The organism is Brevibacterium litoralis (assembly GCF_040212315.1).
In the GTDB taxonomy this organism is placed as follows: domain Bacteria; phylum Actinomycetota; class Actinomycetes; order Actinomycetales; family Brevibacteriaceae; genus Brevibacterium; species Brevibacterium litoralis.
In genome coordinates this window covers 285,086-300,726 of record NZ_JBDIUY010000010.1, presented here as the reverse complement: position 1 = coordinate 300,726, position 15,641 = coordinate 285,086, and the positions used below count along the sequence as shown (strand labels likewise).

Annotated in this window: 14 protein-coding genes; 4 read left to right on the top strand and 10 right to left on the bottom strand. The window is 69.0% G+C overall.

Annotated elements, in window-relative coordinates:
* Positions 1-25: 25 nt before the first annotated feature.
* Entirely contained in the window at positions 26-1,135 is a 1,110-nt protein-coding gene (locus AAD496_RS03425) for an alcohol dehydrogenase catalytic domain-containing protein (RefSeq protein WP_349827233.1), read from the bottom strand.
* 178 nt (positions 1,136-1,313) lie between these two features.
* Here AAD496_RS03425 and AAD496_RS03420 point away from each other — a divergent pair, with 178 nt between their 5' ends.
* The gene (locus AAD496_RS03420; RefSeq protein ID WP_349827232.1) at positions 1,314-2,717 is read left to right on the top strand and encodes a TrkH family potassium uptake protein; all 1,404 of its coding nucleotides are present in this window, start codon (positions 1,314-1,316) and stop codon (positions 2,715-2,717) included.
* Positions 2,710-3,402: a potassium channel family protein gene (locus AAD496_RS03415; protein ID WP_349827231.1), complete on the top strand. Its 693-nt coding sequence runs from the start codon at positions 2,710-2,712 to the stop codon at positions 3,400-3,402. Before AAD496_RS03420 ends, AAD496_RS03415 begins: the two co-directional genes overlap by 8 nt.
* A 155-nt stretch (positions 3,403-3,557) precedes the next feature.
* Here the strand turns inward: AAD496_RS03415 and AAD496_RS03410 are convergent, their stop codons facing one another.
* The gene (locus tag AAD496_RS03410; protein ID WP_349827230.1) at positions 3,558-4,805 is read right to left on the bottom strand and encodes a M20 family metallopeptidase; all 1,248 of its coding nucleotides are present in this window, start codon (positions 4,803-4,805) and stop codon (positions 3,558-3,560) included.
* A gap of 75 nt (positions 4,806-4,880) precedes the next feature.
* Entirely contained in the window at positions 4,881-6,431 is a 1,551-nt protein-coding gene (locus tag AAD496_RS03405) for an AbgT family transporter (RefSeq protein WP_349827229.1), read from the bottom strand.
* A gap of 174 nt (positions 6,432-6,605) precedes the next feature.
* Here AAD496_RS03405 and AAD496_RS03400 point away from each other — a divergent pair, with 174 nt between their 5' ends.
* Complete coding sequence (locus tag AAD496_RS03400) at positions 6,606-7,670, top strand: Lrp/AsnC family transcriptional regulator (protein ID WP_349827228.1); 1,065 nt, start codon at positions 6,606-6,608, stop codon at positions 7,668-7,670.
* Here the strand turns inward: AAD496_RS03400 and rlmC are convergent.
* On the bottom strand, positions 7,648-8,799 hold the full coding sequence (gene rlmC / locus AAD496_RS03395; protein WP_349827227.1) for a 23S rRNA (uracil(747)-C(5))-methyltransferase RlmC: 1,152 nt from the start codon (positions 8,797-8,799) through the stop codon (positions 7,648-7,650). The genes AAD496_RS03400 and rlmC overlap by 23 nt on opposite strands.
* Positions 8,800-8,822: 23 nt before the next feature.
* Positions 8,823-9,641, bottom strand: coding sequence for a pyrroline-5-carboxylate reductase (gene proC / locus AAD496_RS03390; RefSeq protein ID WP_349827226.1), 819 nt, complete (start codon positions 9,639-9,641; stop codon positions 8,823-8,825).
* A 214-nt stretch (positions 9,642-9,855) separates the two neighbouring features.
* On the opposite strand from proC, the gene AAD496_RS03385 reads away from it, so the two are divergent.
* Positions 9,856-11,001, top strand: a complete 1,146-nt coding sequence (locus tag AAD496_RS03385) for a pyridoxal phosphate-dependent aminotransferase (RefSeq protein ID WP_349827225.1) — start codon at positions 9,856-9,858, stop codon at positions 10,999-11,001.
* Positions 11,002-11,076: 75 nt separating this feature from the next.
* Here the strand turns inward: AAD496_RS03385 and AAD496_RS03380 are convergent, their stop codons facing one another.
* From AAD496_RS03380 to AAD496_RS03360, 5 genes are all read right to left on the bottom strand, one after another.
* Entirely contained in the window at positions 11,077-11,898 is an 822-nt protein-coding gene (locus AAD496_RS03380) for an amino acid ABC transporter permease (RefSeq protein ID WP_349827224.1), read from the bottom strand.
* Positions 11,895-12,557: an amino acid ABC transporter permease gene (locus AAD496_RS03375; RefSeq protein WP_349827223.1), complete on the bottom strand. Its 663-nt coding sequence runs from the start codon at positions 12,555-12,557 to the stop codon at positions 11,895-11,897. Before AAD496_RS03375 ends, AAD496_RS03380 begins: the two co-directional genes overlap by 4 nt.
* Before the next feature lie 121 nt (positions 12,558-12,678).
* Positions 12,679-13,605: a glutamate ABC transporter substrate-binding protein gene (locus AAD496_RS03370; RefSeq protein ID WP_349827222.1), complete on the bottom strand. Its 927-nt coding sequence runs from the start codon at positions 13,603-13,605 to the stop codon at positions 12,679-12,681.
* A 107-nt stretch (positions 13,606-13,712) separates the two neighbouring features.
* The gene (locus AAD496_RS03365; RefSeq protein WP_349827221.1) at positions 13,713-14,750 is read right to left on the bottom strand and encodes an NAD(P)-dependent oxidoreductase; all 1,038 of its coding nucleotides are present in this window, start codon (positions 14,748-14,750) and stop codon (positions 13,713-13,715) included.
* Positions 14,750-15,529 carry an amino acid ABC transporter ATP-binding protein gene (locus tag AAD496_RS03360; RefSeq protein ID WP_349827220.1) on the bottom strand — a complete coding sequence of 260 codons (780 nt, stop codon included), beginning with the start codon at positions 15,527-15,529 and terminating at the stop codon, positions 14,750-14,752. The genes AAD496_RS03365 and AAD496_RS03360 overlap by 1 nt, the downstream gene beginning before the upstream one ends.
* Positions 15,530-15,641: the final 112 nt, after the last annotated feature.

Below are 15,641 nucleotides of genomic sequence, written 5' to 3'. Positions count from 1 at the left end.
CCGGGTAGCGGGGCCGGGTCGCCGGTCACACCGCCCAGGGGTCGAGGGTGATCTTGCAGACCCCCTCGGCGCGGGTGTCCATGAGGGCGTAGGCCTCTCTCCCGGCGGACAGCGGCAGTCGGTGGGTGACGATCCGTCCCGGGTCGAGGCGGCCGGAGGCGACGAGCGGCAGCAGGGTCGGCAGCTCCGCCTGCACCGAGCACAGGCCGATCGCGAACTCCAGCTCCTTCACCTGGGCGAGTTCCATGTGGAACGGGAAGGCGTGGTTCCGGTTGACGCCGACGACGCTCACCCGCCCCTGCCGCCGCACCACCCGCTGGGCGGTGCGGATCGTCGCATCGGCCCCGACCGCCTCGACGGCGGCGTGGACTCCCCCGTCGGTCGCCGCGCGGATCACCCGGACCGGATCGGGCACCTCGGCGGCGCCCTCCGCACCGGCGGTTCCCTGCTCACCGGCGGCGCCCGTCGGCACCGCCACCGGGATGATGCCGGCCGCCTCCGCCATGTCCCGCCGCTCGGCGACCGGATCGATCCCGTACACCGCCGAGGCGCCCTGCAGCAGTGCCAGGGACGCCGCCATCTGCCCGATCGGACCGAGCCCCACGACCGCGATCGACTCCCCGGGCCGGGGGCGTGCGCGCCGCAGGCCGTAGTGGGCGGTGGCCGTCGCGTCGGTGAGGGTGACGGCCGCGTCGTCGTCGACGCCGTCGGGGATCGGCACGCAGTTGACGTCGCCGTCGGGCACCGCGAGGTACTGGGCCTGCGAGCCGGGCAGTGCGGCACTGAGTCCGTAGCACTTCTCCAGGGAGCCGGACCGGGTGGTGCACTGTCCGACCTCACCCCGGCCGCAGGCGGCACACCGGGTGCAGCCGACGGAGGCCGGCACGAGCACCCGCTGTCCGACGCGCACCCGGTCGACCTGCGCGCCGACCTCGACGATCTCGCCGACGGCCTCGTGCCCGACGACGTATCCGGGCTCCGGGGAGAAGCCCTCACCGTGGTAGATGTGCAGGTCGCTGCCGCAGATGCTCGCCCGGGTCACCCGGACGATCACCCCGCGGTCGTCTGCGAGGTGCGGGTCGGGCACCTCGTCGTATCGGACGTCGCCGGGGCCGTGGAACACGAGTGCTTTCATGCCCTCATCCTCTTGAATTCGGACCGAACGATCAATAGGTTGGCTTTAGATTCCGGGTGGTTCAGGCCGTCCCGGCCGCACCCGCGCCCCACTCTTCCCGCCGCCCCGTGCACCGGAGTGCACGGGGCGTGTCGGAGGGCAGGGCGCCTCGGGCGCGGATCCGCCTAGAGTGGTGCCCGTGACCGAACCCGTACCGTACAGGTCCCGGGCCGACCGGATGGTGACCACCGGCCGCCGGTTCCGCGACTTCCTCGACCGACTCGCCGCCGCCTCGCCCGCGCGCCTGGCGATCCTGTCGTTCGTCGGCGTCATCCTCGTCTTCATCGTCCTGCTGTGCCTGCCGGTGTCCCACCGGAACCCGGAGGACTGGCACTTCGCCACGATCGTGTTCGTCGCGGTCTCCGCGGTCTGCGTCACCGGCCTGACCCCGGTGAACACGGAGGAGTACTGGTCGGACTTCGGAGTCTCCGTCATCACCGCCGGCATCCAGGTGGGCGGCCTGGGGATCCTCACCCTCGCCTCGCTGCTCGGGATGGCCGCTTCCGGCAAGCTCGGGGTCCGGCAGAAGCTCATCGCCGCGCAGGCGACGAACACGTACAACGTCGGACAGGTCGGCACCCTGCTGCGGACCGTCGTGTACACGGTGCTCATCGCGGAGGGCGTCATCGCCAGCCTCCTGTTCCCCCGCTTCCTCATGCGCGGCGAGGAGTTCGGCGACGCCCTCTGGTACTCGGTCTTCTACGCGATCTCCGGGTTCAACAACGCCGGGTTCGCCATCCACCCCGGCGGCATGGAGTACTTCGCGGACGACCCGTGGATCATCTCCGTCATCATGGTCGCCGTGTTCGTCGGGGCACTCGGGTTCCCCTGCGTGCTCGTCATGTCACTGTCGTGGCGGACACCCTCCAAGTGGGACCTCCACACCAAGCTCACGCTCGCGACCTCGGGCATCCTCGTCGCCGTCGGCGCCTTCCTCCTCTACTTCTTCGAGGGGTCGAACCCGCGCACCCTGGGCGACAAGGGATTCGGGCAGACGGTCCTGGAAACCCTGTTCCTCGCGGTGATGCCCCGCTCCGGCGGGTTCAACACGATGGACGTCGCGGAGATGAACCAGACCACGCACCTCGTCACCGACGTGCTCATGTTCATCGGGGGCGGGTCGTCCTCGACCGGCGGTGGCATCAAGGTCACCACGCTCGCCGTCCTCGTGCTCGCCGCCTATGCGGAGGCCCGCGGTTTCACCGACGTCACCGCGTTCCGGCGCCGGATCGACCCGGGGGTCGTGAAGATCGCCGTGTCCGTGACCCTCGCGGGGTTCTTCATCGTCATCGCCGGGACACTCGCCGTCCTGCAGGCCACGCGGATGCCGCTCGACCTCGTCCTGTTCGAGGTGATCTCCGCCTTCGGCACCTCCGGACTGAGTTCCGGGGTGTCCGCGGCGGCCAACACCCCCGCCCTCTTCATCCTCAGCTTCCTCATGCTCCTGGGACGCCTGGGTACGATTACCCTGGCCGCGGCCCTGTCGAACCAGAACACCCGCCGCTTCTACCGATACCCCGAGGAGAGACCGATCATTGGCTAAGCGCAAGAACGACCGGCGGGACCGCGCGCCCGAGGACTCCGTCCTCGTCGTCGGTCTCGGTCGGTTCGGCTCCTCCACGGCGCAGCAGCTGACGACGATGGGGCGTCAGGTGATGGCGATCGAGCGGAACCCGGAACTCGTCCAGACCTGGTCGGGCCGCCTCACCCATGTCGTCGAGGCGGACGCGACGAACATCGACGCGCTGCGCCAGGTCGGCGCCGACGACTTCTCGACCGCCGTCGTCGGGATCGGTACCTCGATCGAGGCGAGTGTGCTGGCGACCGCGAACCTCATCGACCTCGGACTCACGAAGGTGTGGGCCAAGGCGATCAGTGCGGCCCACGGCACCGTGCTCAAGCGGATCGGCGCCCACAACGTGCTCCATCCGGAGAAGGAGGCCGGTGCGCGTGCCGCCCGCCTCGTGTCCTCGAACATGTCGGACTACATCGAGTTCGACGAGGGCCACTTCGCGGTCGTGAAGATGCTGCCGCCCAAGGAGGTCCGGGGCTTCACCCTGGCGGAGTCGAAGATCCGCGAGAAGTACGGCGTCACCGTCGTGGGCGTGAAGTCCACGGATCGCGACTACGTGCACGCGGAACCGGCCACCCGGATCGGGGAGAACGACCGGATCGTCGTCGCCGGCCACGTCGAGCTGCTCAACAATTTCGCTTCCCGCCCCAGCTGAGCCGGGCCCGGGTCCTGGTCCGTCTCGGCTGAAGTACCGGACCGTGAGATGCAGGTTCTGCCTCGAGATGTCGCCTGCGCGGGCCACGTCTCGAGGCAGAACCTGCATCTCGCTTCACCGCCGGGGCAGAGACGGCCCGGTCAGCGGCGGACCGGTCAGCGGGACTCGAAGGCCGCCCGCGCCTCGGCCACGAGGGCCGGGTCACGGAAGGCCGCCAGTGCCGTGGCCGCGATGATGACCGAACCGTCGGCGATCGTCGGCTCCGCCTGCTCGGCACCGGCCGCGGCCGTGAACTCACGGGTGTGGTTCTCGATCCCCGGCTCCAGGCAGATCATCGGGTGCAGGGAGGGCACGAGCTGGCTCACGTTGCCCATGTCGGTCGATCCACCGACGATCGGCTCGGTCTCGACCTCGCGCCCCACCGCGACGAAGGCCTCCTCCGCCAGGCGCACGAGGACGGGGTTCGAGACCATCGACAGGTACGCGGGCGTGTTCTGCGCGATCGACACCTCGCACCCGGTGGCGATCGCCGCACCCTCGAAGCACTTCTCCACCTTCGGCACGAGCGTATCGAGCAGGTAGTCACGGTCGGCGGCCCGCACGAAGCAGCGCAGCGCCGTGTGTTCCGGGATGATGTTCGGTGCCTGCCCACCGTCGGTGACGATGGTGTGCACCCGGGCGTCGTCGCGCAGCTGTTGGCGGAGCAGACCGATGGCGGTGAGCGAGAGGGTCGAGGCGTCGAGCGCGTTGATCCCCGCCTCCGGGCTCGCGGCCGCGTGGCTCGCCCGACCGGTGAAGTCCACGTCGAGGGCCACGCGGGCCAGGGACAGGAAGTCCGCCTCGTCGTATCCGGACGGGTGGATCATGAGCGCCAGGTCGATGCCCTTGAGCACACCGGCCTCGATCATCGGCACCTTCCCGGCCGCGCCCTCCTCACCGGGCGATCCGATGACGACGATCCGCGCCTCGACCGACTCCTCGGCCCCCGCCATCGCGCCGGCGGCAGCGCCCGCCCCGGCTTCGAGTGCATCCTTCGTGAGCACCGCCGCACCCAGGCCCGAGGCCGCGATGATGTTGTGCCCGCAGGCGTGACCGATGCCCTCGAGCGCGTCGTACTCGCAGAAGAAGGCGATCGTGGGCGTCGTGTCGTCGGCGCCGGGGGTCTCCCAGCGGCCGATGAAGGCGGTCGGCAGGTCCGCGTAGCCGCGCTGGACGTCGAAGCCGAGGGTCTCCAGCTCCACGGTGAGCCGCGCGGCCGCGTGCTCCTCGGTGAACCGGATCTCCGGGTGGGCGTGGATGTCCGCGGCGACGTCGAGCAGCACCGGCAGCCGGGCCGGCAGGAACCGCTCGCGCAGGTCCGCGACGATCGGAGCGGTGACGGAACCGGTGGGGATGGTGGTCATGGGGATGCGTCCTTGTCTGTCTGGGGAGGGATCAGGAGGGGCGAGGAAGCGTGCGGGGACACGCGGGGACTCCGGTCACAGCATGATCCCGTGACCCGGACCGACGGGCAGACCCAGCAGACCCCAGACGAGGAACTGCAGCAGCCAGACGATCCAGATGACGGCGGTGAACGGCAGGATGAGGGAGAACAGTGTGCCCAGGCCCGCGCGTGGCTCGAACTTCTGCATGAGGCCGAGGATCACGGGGATCATCGGATTCATGGGCACCAGGGTGTTCGTCGAGGAGTCGGTGATGCGGAAGGCCGCCTGGGTCGCGGCCGGGTCGACGCCGGCGAGCATGAACATCGGTACGAAGATCGGCGCGAGCAGGGTCCAGAGTGCGGAACCACTCGTGATCATGAGACCCGGCAGCGTGACGAACAGGGCGAAGATGAGCAGACCGCCCACACCGTTCAGGTTCGCCGACTCCAGGAAGTCAGCGCCGTTCGTGGCGATGAGCATCCCCAGGTTCGTCCAGCTGAACCAGGCGATCGCCTGGGCCGCTGTGAAGATCACGACGATGAACGGCACCAGTTCCTTCACCGCGTCGGCCATCATCCGGGGCACGTCGTCCCAGGCGGTGAGGGTCTTCGCGGTGATGCCGTAGGTGACACCGGCGATGAGGAACAGGAGCATGAGGAAGACGGGGATCGAGCTCATGAACGGCGAGCGGAGGATCGCACCCTCCTCACCGCGGAAGGGCGACCCGGCCGGCAGCAGGGCGAGCACGAGCACGGCGAGGTAGACGAGGATCGCCAGACCCGCGCGCAGCAGCCCCTTCTTCTCCTCGGGACGCAGCTGTTCGGAGTCCGCCTCGGCGTCACCGGTGTACGTGCCCAGGCGCTTCTCGACGAACCCGGTGACGAGGGTGATCGACACGGCGAGCAGAAGTGTCGAGACACCCATGAAGTAGTAGTTGGCGATCGGCGAGATCACCGCTTCCGGGTCGACCAGCTGCGCGGCGGAGGTCGTGATGCCCGAGAGCAGGACGTCGGTGCCCGCCGGGATGAGGTTCGCACTGAATCCGGCGGTGACCGCCGCGTACGAGGCGCCGAACCCGACGAGCGGATGCCGCCCGGCCACCATGAAGGCGACGGCGGCCAGCGGCGGCACGATCACCATCGCGGAGTCGCTCGCCAGGTTGCCGAGCAGGGAGATGAGCACGACGACGAAGGTGACGGCCCAACCCGGCGCGGCGAGCACGGAGCCCCGCATGAAGGTGCTGAGCAGACCCACGCGCTCGGCCAGACCGATACCGAGCATCACCGTGATGATGAGGCCCAGGGGCGGGAACTCGACGAAGTTGTCGATCGCCGAGGTGAACGCGTAGGCCGCGCCCTCCCCCGACAGCAGGCTCTTGACCGGCAGTTCGTCACCGGTCGCCGGGTCGTAGGTCGTCGCGCCGGTGGCGGAGACGATCGCGGACACCACGGCGATGAGCGCCGCGATGATCGCGAACAGGTAGAAGGGGTGGGGCAGCTTGTTGCCCCACTTCTCGATGAAGGCGAGCACACGGGTGAGGCCGCGGACATCGGGCCCGAAGGCCACACCACCGGTGAGGTCGGGTTTCACGTCGTTGCCGGTCATGGGGATTCTCCTCGTCGTGGGGAGGCGGGAGTGGGTGGGGATGCGTCCGGGTACGGATGCGCCCGGGAAGGGGCCCGGGCCGGGAAGATTGCCCATACCTTAGGGTCTGGATCACACGAGCGCGAAATGTCGAGGAAACGGATCACAAGGACACTGAGAACGATGGAATCGCACATGCACACCCAGGCATACGGCAGCGGGTTGTCCGGATCGGACTACGCCCTGTCCGATGCCCTGGCAGACGACCCCCGTCGCCCCTGGTCCGATGTGGCGCAGATCACAGGATTGACCCCGGTGACCGCTCGTCGTCGGTGGCAGAAACTGGTCGACCGGGGCGCCGCGTGGATCACCACGTACCCCGGCCTCGACCGCCGGGTGGTGCTCTCCCACGTCGAGGTGCGGTGCGCACCGGACTCCATCGCCCGGGTCGCCGCCCATCTCAGCCGGCATCCCCGGATCCTCAGCGTCTCCGAGGTGACCGGCGAATACACCTTCCGACTCGTCGTCATCACCCAGGACGTCCGCGAGTTCCGGGAGGTCCTCAACGGACACGTGGCCGGTGGCCCCGGGGTCCTCGCGGTCCGGTCGGCGGCCATCACCCGCACCTACGCGGAGGGGTCCCGGTGGCGGGCCCTGCCGCAGACCCCTGCGCCCCCCGCGTCCCCCGCCGCCGAGGCGCCCTCCCCCGTCTCCTTCACCGATCCCCGGGCACTCACCGTGCTCCGGGTGCTCGAGACGGACGGGCGGGCCGGGTCCGCGATGCTCGCCCGGGACCTGGGCACCTCGGACGCGCACGCCCGCCGCCTGACCCGGGGGATGTTGCGCTCCGGGCTCCTCGCGCAACGGGTGGACCTCGGGCTGGAGGCGAGCGACTGGCCGCACGGACTCGCGCTCCACATGATCGCCCCGGCGCACCGACTCGACGAGATCGCCGCGCGGATCCGTTCGATCCCCGGGACGCGACTGTGCATCGCGGTGTCCGGTGGGCCCTACAATCTCTACGCGATCCTGTGGCTGCAGGACCTCGCGGAAGCGGTCGACGTCGAGGCGCGTCTGGTCGCGGAGCTCGACGTCGTCGTCGCCGACCGCAACATCCAGTTGCACTACCACAAGCGGATGGGGCACCTGTTCGACGACGACCGACGTCGGGTGGCGCACCTGAGTTGGACCGCGGAACCGGGCGCGGAGCCCACGCCCGTCGTGGTCGGATCGGGCCTCAGCCACGGGTCAGGAGCGTGAGCACCTCGTAGTGCCGCGTCTGCGGGAACATGTCGAACACCCGGGCGCGCACCGGCCGCAGGGAGGGCATCCGCTCCAGGTCCTTCGCGAGAGAGCGTGCATTGCAGCTGGAGTACAGGACGGTGTCGATCCCGCTGTCCTCCAGCCAGCTCGACAGCTCTGCTCCGAGTCCCCGCCGCGGGGGATTCACGACGACGAGGTCGGGGCGGTCGGACACCGGCTGTTCCCCGGCCCAGCGGGTGGCGTCCGCGGCGATCCACCGGGTGCCCGGCAGTCCGAGTTCCCGGGTCGTGAGCGCCGCGGAGTCGATCGCCTCGGCGGACACCTCGACGCCGGTGACCTCCCGGTCCTCCCTCGCCAAATGGAGCGCGAACCCGCCGACCCCGCAGTACAGGTCCCACACCCGCGCGGGTGCCAGGGCGTCGACCCAGTCGCGCCCGGCCCGGTACAGCGCGGCCGCGACCTCGGTGTTCGTCTGGAAGAAGCTGCGCGGCCGCAGGTGCAGGTCCATCCCGTTGACCGTCATCCGCAGCGACTGGTCCGCGGTGAGCGGGATCTCGGTCGGCCCTTCGATGACGGCCTTGTGCTCGGGCTGGATGTTCGCACTCGCGAGCACCGCGATTCCGGGCCGACCCTCCTGCAACTTCGCGATCGTCCCGGGCAGGTGCGCGCGCAGTGACGGGAGCTGATCGGTCGAACGCAGCACGAACCGCAGCTGCAGATCACCGGCCGGTGACTCCGTCACCAGCACGTACTTGAGCTCGCCGAGGTCGGCCCGGACGTCGTAGGGGGTGAGCCGCGCGATGCTCACGAGCATCGAGAGCACCCTGAGCGCGGCCTGCATGCCCGGCGAGATCACCCCGCAGCGCCGGAGATCGACCCCGTGCCCCTCACTGTCGAGGATCCCGAGCGTCGGGCGCCGGCGGGTCCCGCCGACCACCATCTTCGCCTTGTTCCGGAAGCCGGATTCCGCACCGATGAACGGGGACTCCCAGCGCAGGCCCTCCCCCGCGAAGGGGGAGAGCAGCGACTGTGCGTCCGCCTGTTTGTCGGCCACCTGCCGGTGGTGGTCGGTGCCCATGAGGGTGCACGAGGTGCACGTGCCGGCCTCGAAGTAGTCGCAGCGCATGACGGTGGTGACGGAGACGCCGGTCAGTTCCCGGCTTCCATCTCCTTCGAGCGGTCGACGGCCGCCTGGGCGGCGCGGGCCATGAGGCCGCGGATGTCGTCGTCCTCGAGGGATCCGAGTGCCGCGGCGGTCGTGCCGCCCTTCGAGGTGACGGCCTTGCGAAGTGCGACCGGGTCGGGGTTCTGCGCGGCGAGCCGGCCGGCGCCGTTGGCGGTGCCGACGACCATCTGCGTGGCGGCCTCGCGGGTGAGGCCCTGGGCGACACCGGCCTCGACGAGCGACTCCATGACGAGGAAGAAGTAGGCGACGGCGGACCCGGCGACGGCGATCGAGGCGTGGATCTCGGCCTCGGGGATCGGCACGACGACGCCGGCACCCTTGAGGAGGGCCGAGATCTCGGCGATCTCGGCCTCCGTGACGCCCCCACCCGCGGCGAGCGTGATGACGCCCAGGCCGATCGAGGAGGGGGTGTTGGGCATGATGCGCACGACGCGACGCCCGGCAGCGGCCGCGGCGAGCTGGTCGAGGGAGACACCGGCGGCCATCGAGACGACGACGGCGTCCTCCCGCAGTGCGTCGTGGAGCTCGACCAGGGTGTCGGCCATCATCCAGGGCTTGACGCCCAGGAACACGAAGTCCGCATCGGTCGCAGCGGCCCGGTTGGCCGCGGGGTCCTCCTCCTGCGACAGGACACGGATGTCCAGGTCGGAGGCGAGTGCCTGCGCGGAGGACTGCGAGCGGGTGGTCGCGACGACCTGGGCGCGCTTGCCCGCCTCGCCCGCGAGGACGCCGCGCAGCAGCGAGCCTCCCATGTTGCCGGTACCGATGAATGCGATCTTCATGAAGTCTCTTTCGTCCTGGCAGGTGGGCACCCGGTGACGGGCGCTCCACCCTCGTCGTGCCACTCCCGTGGCCTGGTCTTCCGACCCTCCACGGTACGCGACCCCTCACCGAAACACCGCCTTCACGCAGTCTGGATAGGTTGACCACGAGGTCGACCGTCCGTGCGGCCGTGCCCTCCCCTCCCGACCCCGTCCCCCACCCCAGGAGCGTTCCGTGGGCCTTCTCACCGTGAACTCCACCATCGACCGCATCCGATCCTCCTCCTTGCGCGGGCGCCCGGTCCCGGCCGTCGACGACCTCGTCGACCTGTCCCGCGGTGAACCGGACTTCGACACGCCTGCCCCGATCGTCGCGGCGATGAACACCGCGTTGGCAGCCGGTTTCACCCACTACCCCGATCCCCAGGGCGATCCGGAGCTGCGGGCGGTTCTCGCGGCGCATCTGAACACCCGGTCCTCCCGGGACATCACCGCGGCCGAGGTGGTCGTCACCCACGGCGGTTCCGCCGGACTCATGGCTGCTGTGCTGACCGTGGTGTCACCGGGCGATCGGGTCGTGATCCCGGAACCCACCTACTCGCTCTACGCCGACCTCGTCGAGCTCGCCGGCGGCAGCGTCGACCTGGTCCCCCTCACCCCGGATCACCAACTCGACCTCGCCGTCCTGGAGTCGCGTCTGCCGGGCGCACGGATGATCGTGCTCTGCAACCCGGGCAACCCGACCGGGGCGGTCTTCCCACGCGAGGACCTCGAACACCTGGGATCCCTGCTGGAGGGCACGGACACCCTGCTCCTGTCCGACGAGGCGTACGACAGTTTCGCGTTCGACGCACCGTTCACCTCGGCGCTGGCTGTCCCCTCACTCGCCCACCGCACGATCCACGTGCAGACCTTCTCGAAGACCTATGCGATGACCGGGTGGCGCCTGGGGTACGTGACGGTTCCGGAGCCCTTGGCCCCGGTCCTCACCTACGTGCACCGCACGATGAATGGTGGCGTGAACTCCGCGGTCCAACAGGCGGCCATCACCGCCGTGGAGATGGGCGAGGCGGCCTACACCGACATGGTCGCCGCATTCCGCGAGCGCCGCGACTTCGTCTCGGCACGCCTCGAACAGATCCCCGGGGTCACCCACACCCCGCCGCAGGGCGCCTTCTACACGTTCTTCACGTACCCGCAGGACCGTCCTTCGGAGGACATGCGCCTGGAGTTCGCCTCGCGAGGCGTCTCGCTGCGGGCCGGAGCCGAATACGGGCCCGGTGGCGAGGGCCGGTTGCGACTGTCGTTCGCGACGGACCTCTCCACGCTCTCGACGGCACTCGACCGGATCGAACTGGGGATCAAGGAGATCGACGGCTGATCGCGTGGCCCCGGACGGACCGCGGCGCTCGGACCCCAGGAGGTCCGTGCGCCGCGGTGCGTCCGGCACGGATACTCAGACCGTCGCGACCTTCGCCTTCCGCACCTGGCGCCTCTCCAGGAGCTTGGCGATCCCGGAGATACCCAGGTTGAGGCACACGTAGACGACGGAGCCGACCATGAAGGTCGGGAGCAGATTGTTGAAATCGCGCCCGATGTTGTTGACCACGTAGAGGAGATCCGTGTAATTGACCATGTACCCCAGGGCCGAGTCCTTGAGCATGACGACCATCTGACTCACGAGCGTCGGGGTCATCGCTCTCAGTGCCTGCGGAAGCTGGATGGTGCGCATGACCTGGGCCCGGGTGAGACCCACACTCAGACCGGCCTCCGACTGGCCCTTCGGCACCGACAGGATCCCGGCCCGGACGATCTCCGCGACGACCATGCCGTTGTAGGCGGCCACGCCCAGGCACACGGACCAGAACGAACTCAGGGCCCCCTGCCCCAGATAGAACATGATGAAGATGAGCAGGAGGACCGGGACGCCGCGGAAGGTCTCCATGACCACCTTGGCCGGGATCGCGATCCACCGGTTCGGCGACAACTGGAGCAGGCCGAAGGTCAGTCCGATCGCCAGGGTGAGGACCGCGGAGACCGCCGCCACACGGATCGTCGCGAGTATCCCTTCGAGAAGTGCCATCTGGATGTCGACGTAGAGGAAGGGCGTCCACTTGTCGGCTTCGAGCTGTCCCGTCACCTGGAACCGGTAGATGACGAAAGCGATGATGCCGAGGACGAGGACGATCCCGAGGACCGTGAGGGTCCGGATGGTCCGCAGGGTCCTCGGACCCGGCACGTCGAAGTGTTTGAGCGCGCTGTCCGCCGGTGCACTCATCGCAGGATCACCGCCTTGTGCTCGAGGTAGGTGAACAATCGACCCAGGAGCAGGTTGAGGGCGAGGTACACGAGGGCGGTGCCGAGGAGGATGGGGACGACGATGTCACCGCGTTTCTCGATCGCGTTCTTCATCGCGTAGATGATCTCCTGGTTGTTGAAGGCCGAGGCGATCGAGGTGCCCTTGAGCATCGTGATCATCACGCTCGCCAGTGGCGCCAGCACGGTGCGGATCGCCTGGGGCAGCACGACGAACCGGAGGCTCTGGAAGAAGCCCAGACCGATGGCCCGGGCGGCCTCGGACTGGCCGACGGGAATCGTGGCGATCCCGGAGCGGAAGACCTCACAGACGAAGGCGGCGGTGTACAGGCCCAGGGCCAGCACCGCGTAGAAGAAGGAATTGATCGCCGCGGAGTCACTGAAACGCACCGCCAGGAGCGGCAGACCGAAGACGCAGAAGAACATGAGCAACACGAGGGGCGTGTTGCGCACGATGGTCACGTAGACGGTTCCGATGGCGCGGAAGACGGGGATCGGGGAGACCCGGAGCACTGCGAGCACCGCTCCGAGGAGGAGGGAGATGACACCGGCGAGGACGAACAGTTCCAGTGCACCGAGCACACCGTGTCCGAAGTTCACCAGGACGTCGGTCGTGGTCATGAGGGGACCTCTCGGGGTTCACCGGCGACCGGGCCGTCCGGTGGAGGACACCCTGTGACCAGCGATGTCCTCCACCGGACGGCCCGACCCGGCGGGACGGACGGGGGTCGTGACGACGCGGTCAGTACCGGTCGACCTCCGGGTCCTGGTATCCGTCGGGTCCGCCGAAGGAGTACTCCCAGGCGGCGAGCAGGTCGCCGTTGCCGCCCTCCGCACCTGCCTCGAGGATGTCGTTCACGGCGTCACGGAACACGTCGTCACCCTTGGGCAGGCCGACACCGTAGGGCTCGTCGGTGAAGGTCTCCCCGATGACGTGGTAGCCCTCGTCCGTGGCGGCGAACCCGCGCAGGACGATGTCGTCGGTCGTCATCGCGTCGATGTTGCCGCTCTGCAGGTCCTGGAAGCACTTGGAGTTGCCGTCGTAGGTGACGAGCTCGGTGTCCGGGAAGTTCGCCTCGATGTTCTGCGCCGGTGTCGAACCGACGGTGGCGCACACGGACTTCCCGGCCAGGTCGTCCGAACTGGTGATGTCGGAATCGTCCGGCACCAGGAGGTCCTGACCGGCGGTGAAGTAGGGGCCGGCGAAGTCGACCACCTGTTTGCGTTCGTCGTTGATCGTGTAGCTGGAGACGACCATGTCGACCTGGCCGTTCTGGAGGAAGGGCTCACGGTTGGCGGTGACCGACTCGACGTACTCGATCTGGTCCTCCTCCAACCCGAGGCCCGCGACGATCACCTTGGCGACCTCCGCGTTGTACCCGGCCGGCACGTCGTCCGTCGTGCCCTTGTAGGACAGGCCCGGGGCGTCGAAGGCCATCCCGATCCGGATCGTGCCGTTCTCCGTGATCGTGTCCCAGGTGGGGCTGCCCTCCAGGGAGAAGTCCTCGGCCAGGGTGTAGGTGGGGGCCTCGCCCCCACCCTCGGACTCTGCCTCGTCGCTGGTGGGGCTGCCGCTCTGGCCACACCCGGCGAGGGTGAGGACGAGAACTCCGGCGACCGCGGAGGCCTTCCACGCAGTGGCCTTACCGAATCGTTTCGTGATCGTCATCGTGTTTCCTAGCTCTGTGAGAGGGGATGATGCGATCGAACCTACGAAGACCGTGTGACAGCCGGACGCCCGGAATGTTTCAGCCAAGAATCATCATGTGATCGCAATCACTTCGTGACCATCGAATCCACGGTGGACACCTCGAAGGCCTCCGGGTTCACCACGTGCGCAGGAGTCCGCCCGGACAGGACGTCGTCGACCGCCTCGGCCGCGGCGAGACCCACCCGGCGCATCGTCTGGTGGGTGAGACTGCCGATGTGCGGGAGCACCTGGACGCTCGGGAGGTCACGCAGCTCGTGGTCCGCCGGGACGGGCTCCACCTCCGTACAGTCGAGACCCGCGCCGCCCAGCCGGCCCTCGCGGATCGCCCCGGCGAGCGCGCGGTCGTCGACCACTCCCCCACGGGCCGTGTTCACGACCACCGCGTCCGTCCGCATCCGGGCGATGAGGTCGGCATCGACGAGGTGGTGCGTCTCCGGGGTGAGCGGGACGTGGACGCTCAGTGCGTCACAGGCCGCGGCCGCCTCGGCGAGCGGCAGCACCTCGGCGTCCAGGCACCGGGCCTTGGCACACAGGCGTTCGACCCGTTCCGGAGAGGACCCCGGGGTGATCGCGAGGACGACCCGCATCCCGAGGGCGGATGCCATCCGGGCGGTCTCCGTCCCGATGTCACCGGCACCCACGATCGTGAGGACCGCGTCCCGCAGTTCCTTGCCCATGTGGTGCAGGGCGTCCTTCTTCGAGGTGACCGCACCGGCGGCCGGCAACCGGTGGAACGCGTTGATGAGCAGTCCGATCGCCAGCTCCGCCACCGAATACCGGTTGGCGCCCGGGGTGTTCGTCACGAAAACACCCCGCGCACTCGCCGTGTCGACCGCCACCGCGTCGTACCCGACCCCGTGGCGGGCGATGACCCGCAGGCGGGGTGCGGACTCGACCAGGTCCGCGGGGAACGGGAAGGCCCGCACGATCACCGCCTCGACCTCCCCGGCCACCCGGGAGAAGTCGACACCCTCGGGGCCGTACCCGGGCACGACGCGATATGCGGAGAGACGTTCGGCCACAGCCGGGTCGAGCGCCTCGGAGATCCACACGAGGGGTGCCGTCGGTCCGGCCGAGGTGAGGGCTGGGAGAGAGCCGGGCATCAGTGGGTGAGGATCTTCGAGAGGAAGTCCTTGGCGCGGGCGGACTGCGGGTCGGTGAAGAACTTCTCGGGCTCGGCGACCTCCACGATCTCGCCGTCGGCCATGAAGACCACCCGGTTCGCTGCCTTCCGCGCGAAGCCCATCTCATGGGTGACGACGACCATCGTCATGCCCTCCTGGGCGAGGGTGACCATGACGTCGAGGACCTCGTTGATCATCTCCGGGTCGAGCGCCGAGGTGGGTTCGTCGAAGAGCATGACCTTCGGCTTCATCGCGAGTGACCGCGCGATCGCCACCCGCTGCTGCTGTCCTCCGGAGAGCTGTGCGGGGAACTTGTTCGCCTGGTGCGCGATCCCCACCCGGTCCAACAGTTCCATGGCCAGGTCCTCGGCCGCGGTCTTCTTCATCCCGCGGACCCGGATCGGGCCGAGCGTCACGTTCTCCAGGATCGTCATGTGGGCGAAGAGGTTGAAGGACTGGAAGACCATCCCGACGTCGGCGCGCAGTTTCGCCAGTGCCGCACCTTCGGCCGGCAGTGGTGTCCCGTCGATCCGGATCTCCCCGGCCTCGATCGTCTCCAACCGGTTGATCGTCCGACACAGGGTCGACTTCCCCGACCCGGAGGGGCCGATGATGACGACCACCTCGCCCTCCGCGATGTCCAGGTCGATGGCCTTGAGCGCGTGGAAATCTCCGTAGAACTTGTCGACGTCCGAGACCTGGACGAGTGCCTCGGTCGTCGGCCGGTCCGCCACGATGTCTGCCTCTGTGATGGTCATGAAGGGAACACTAAGTGGCGGGAGCGCGGGCCTCGCCGTCCGAAACATCCCGGCCACCGGGTTTTACACGACTTTCACTCCCGGTCCCGTCCGGGATCAGGTCCTGCGGCCC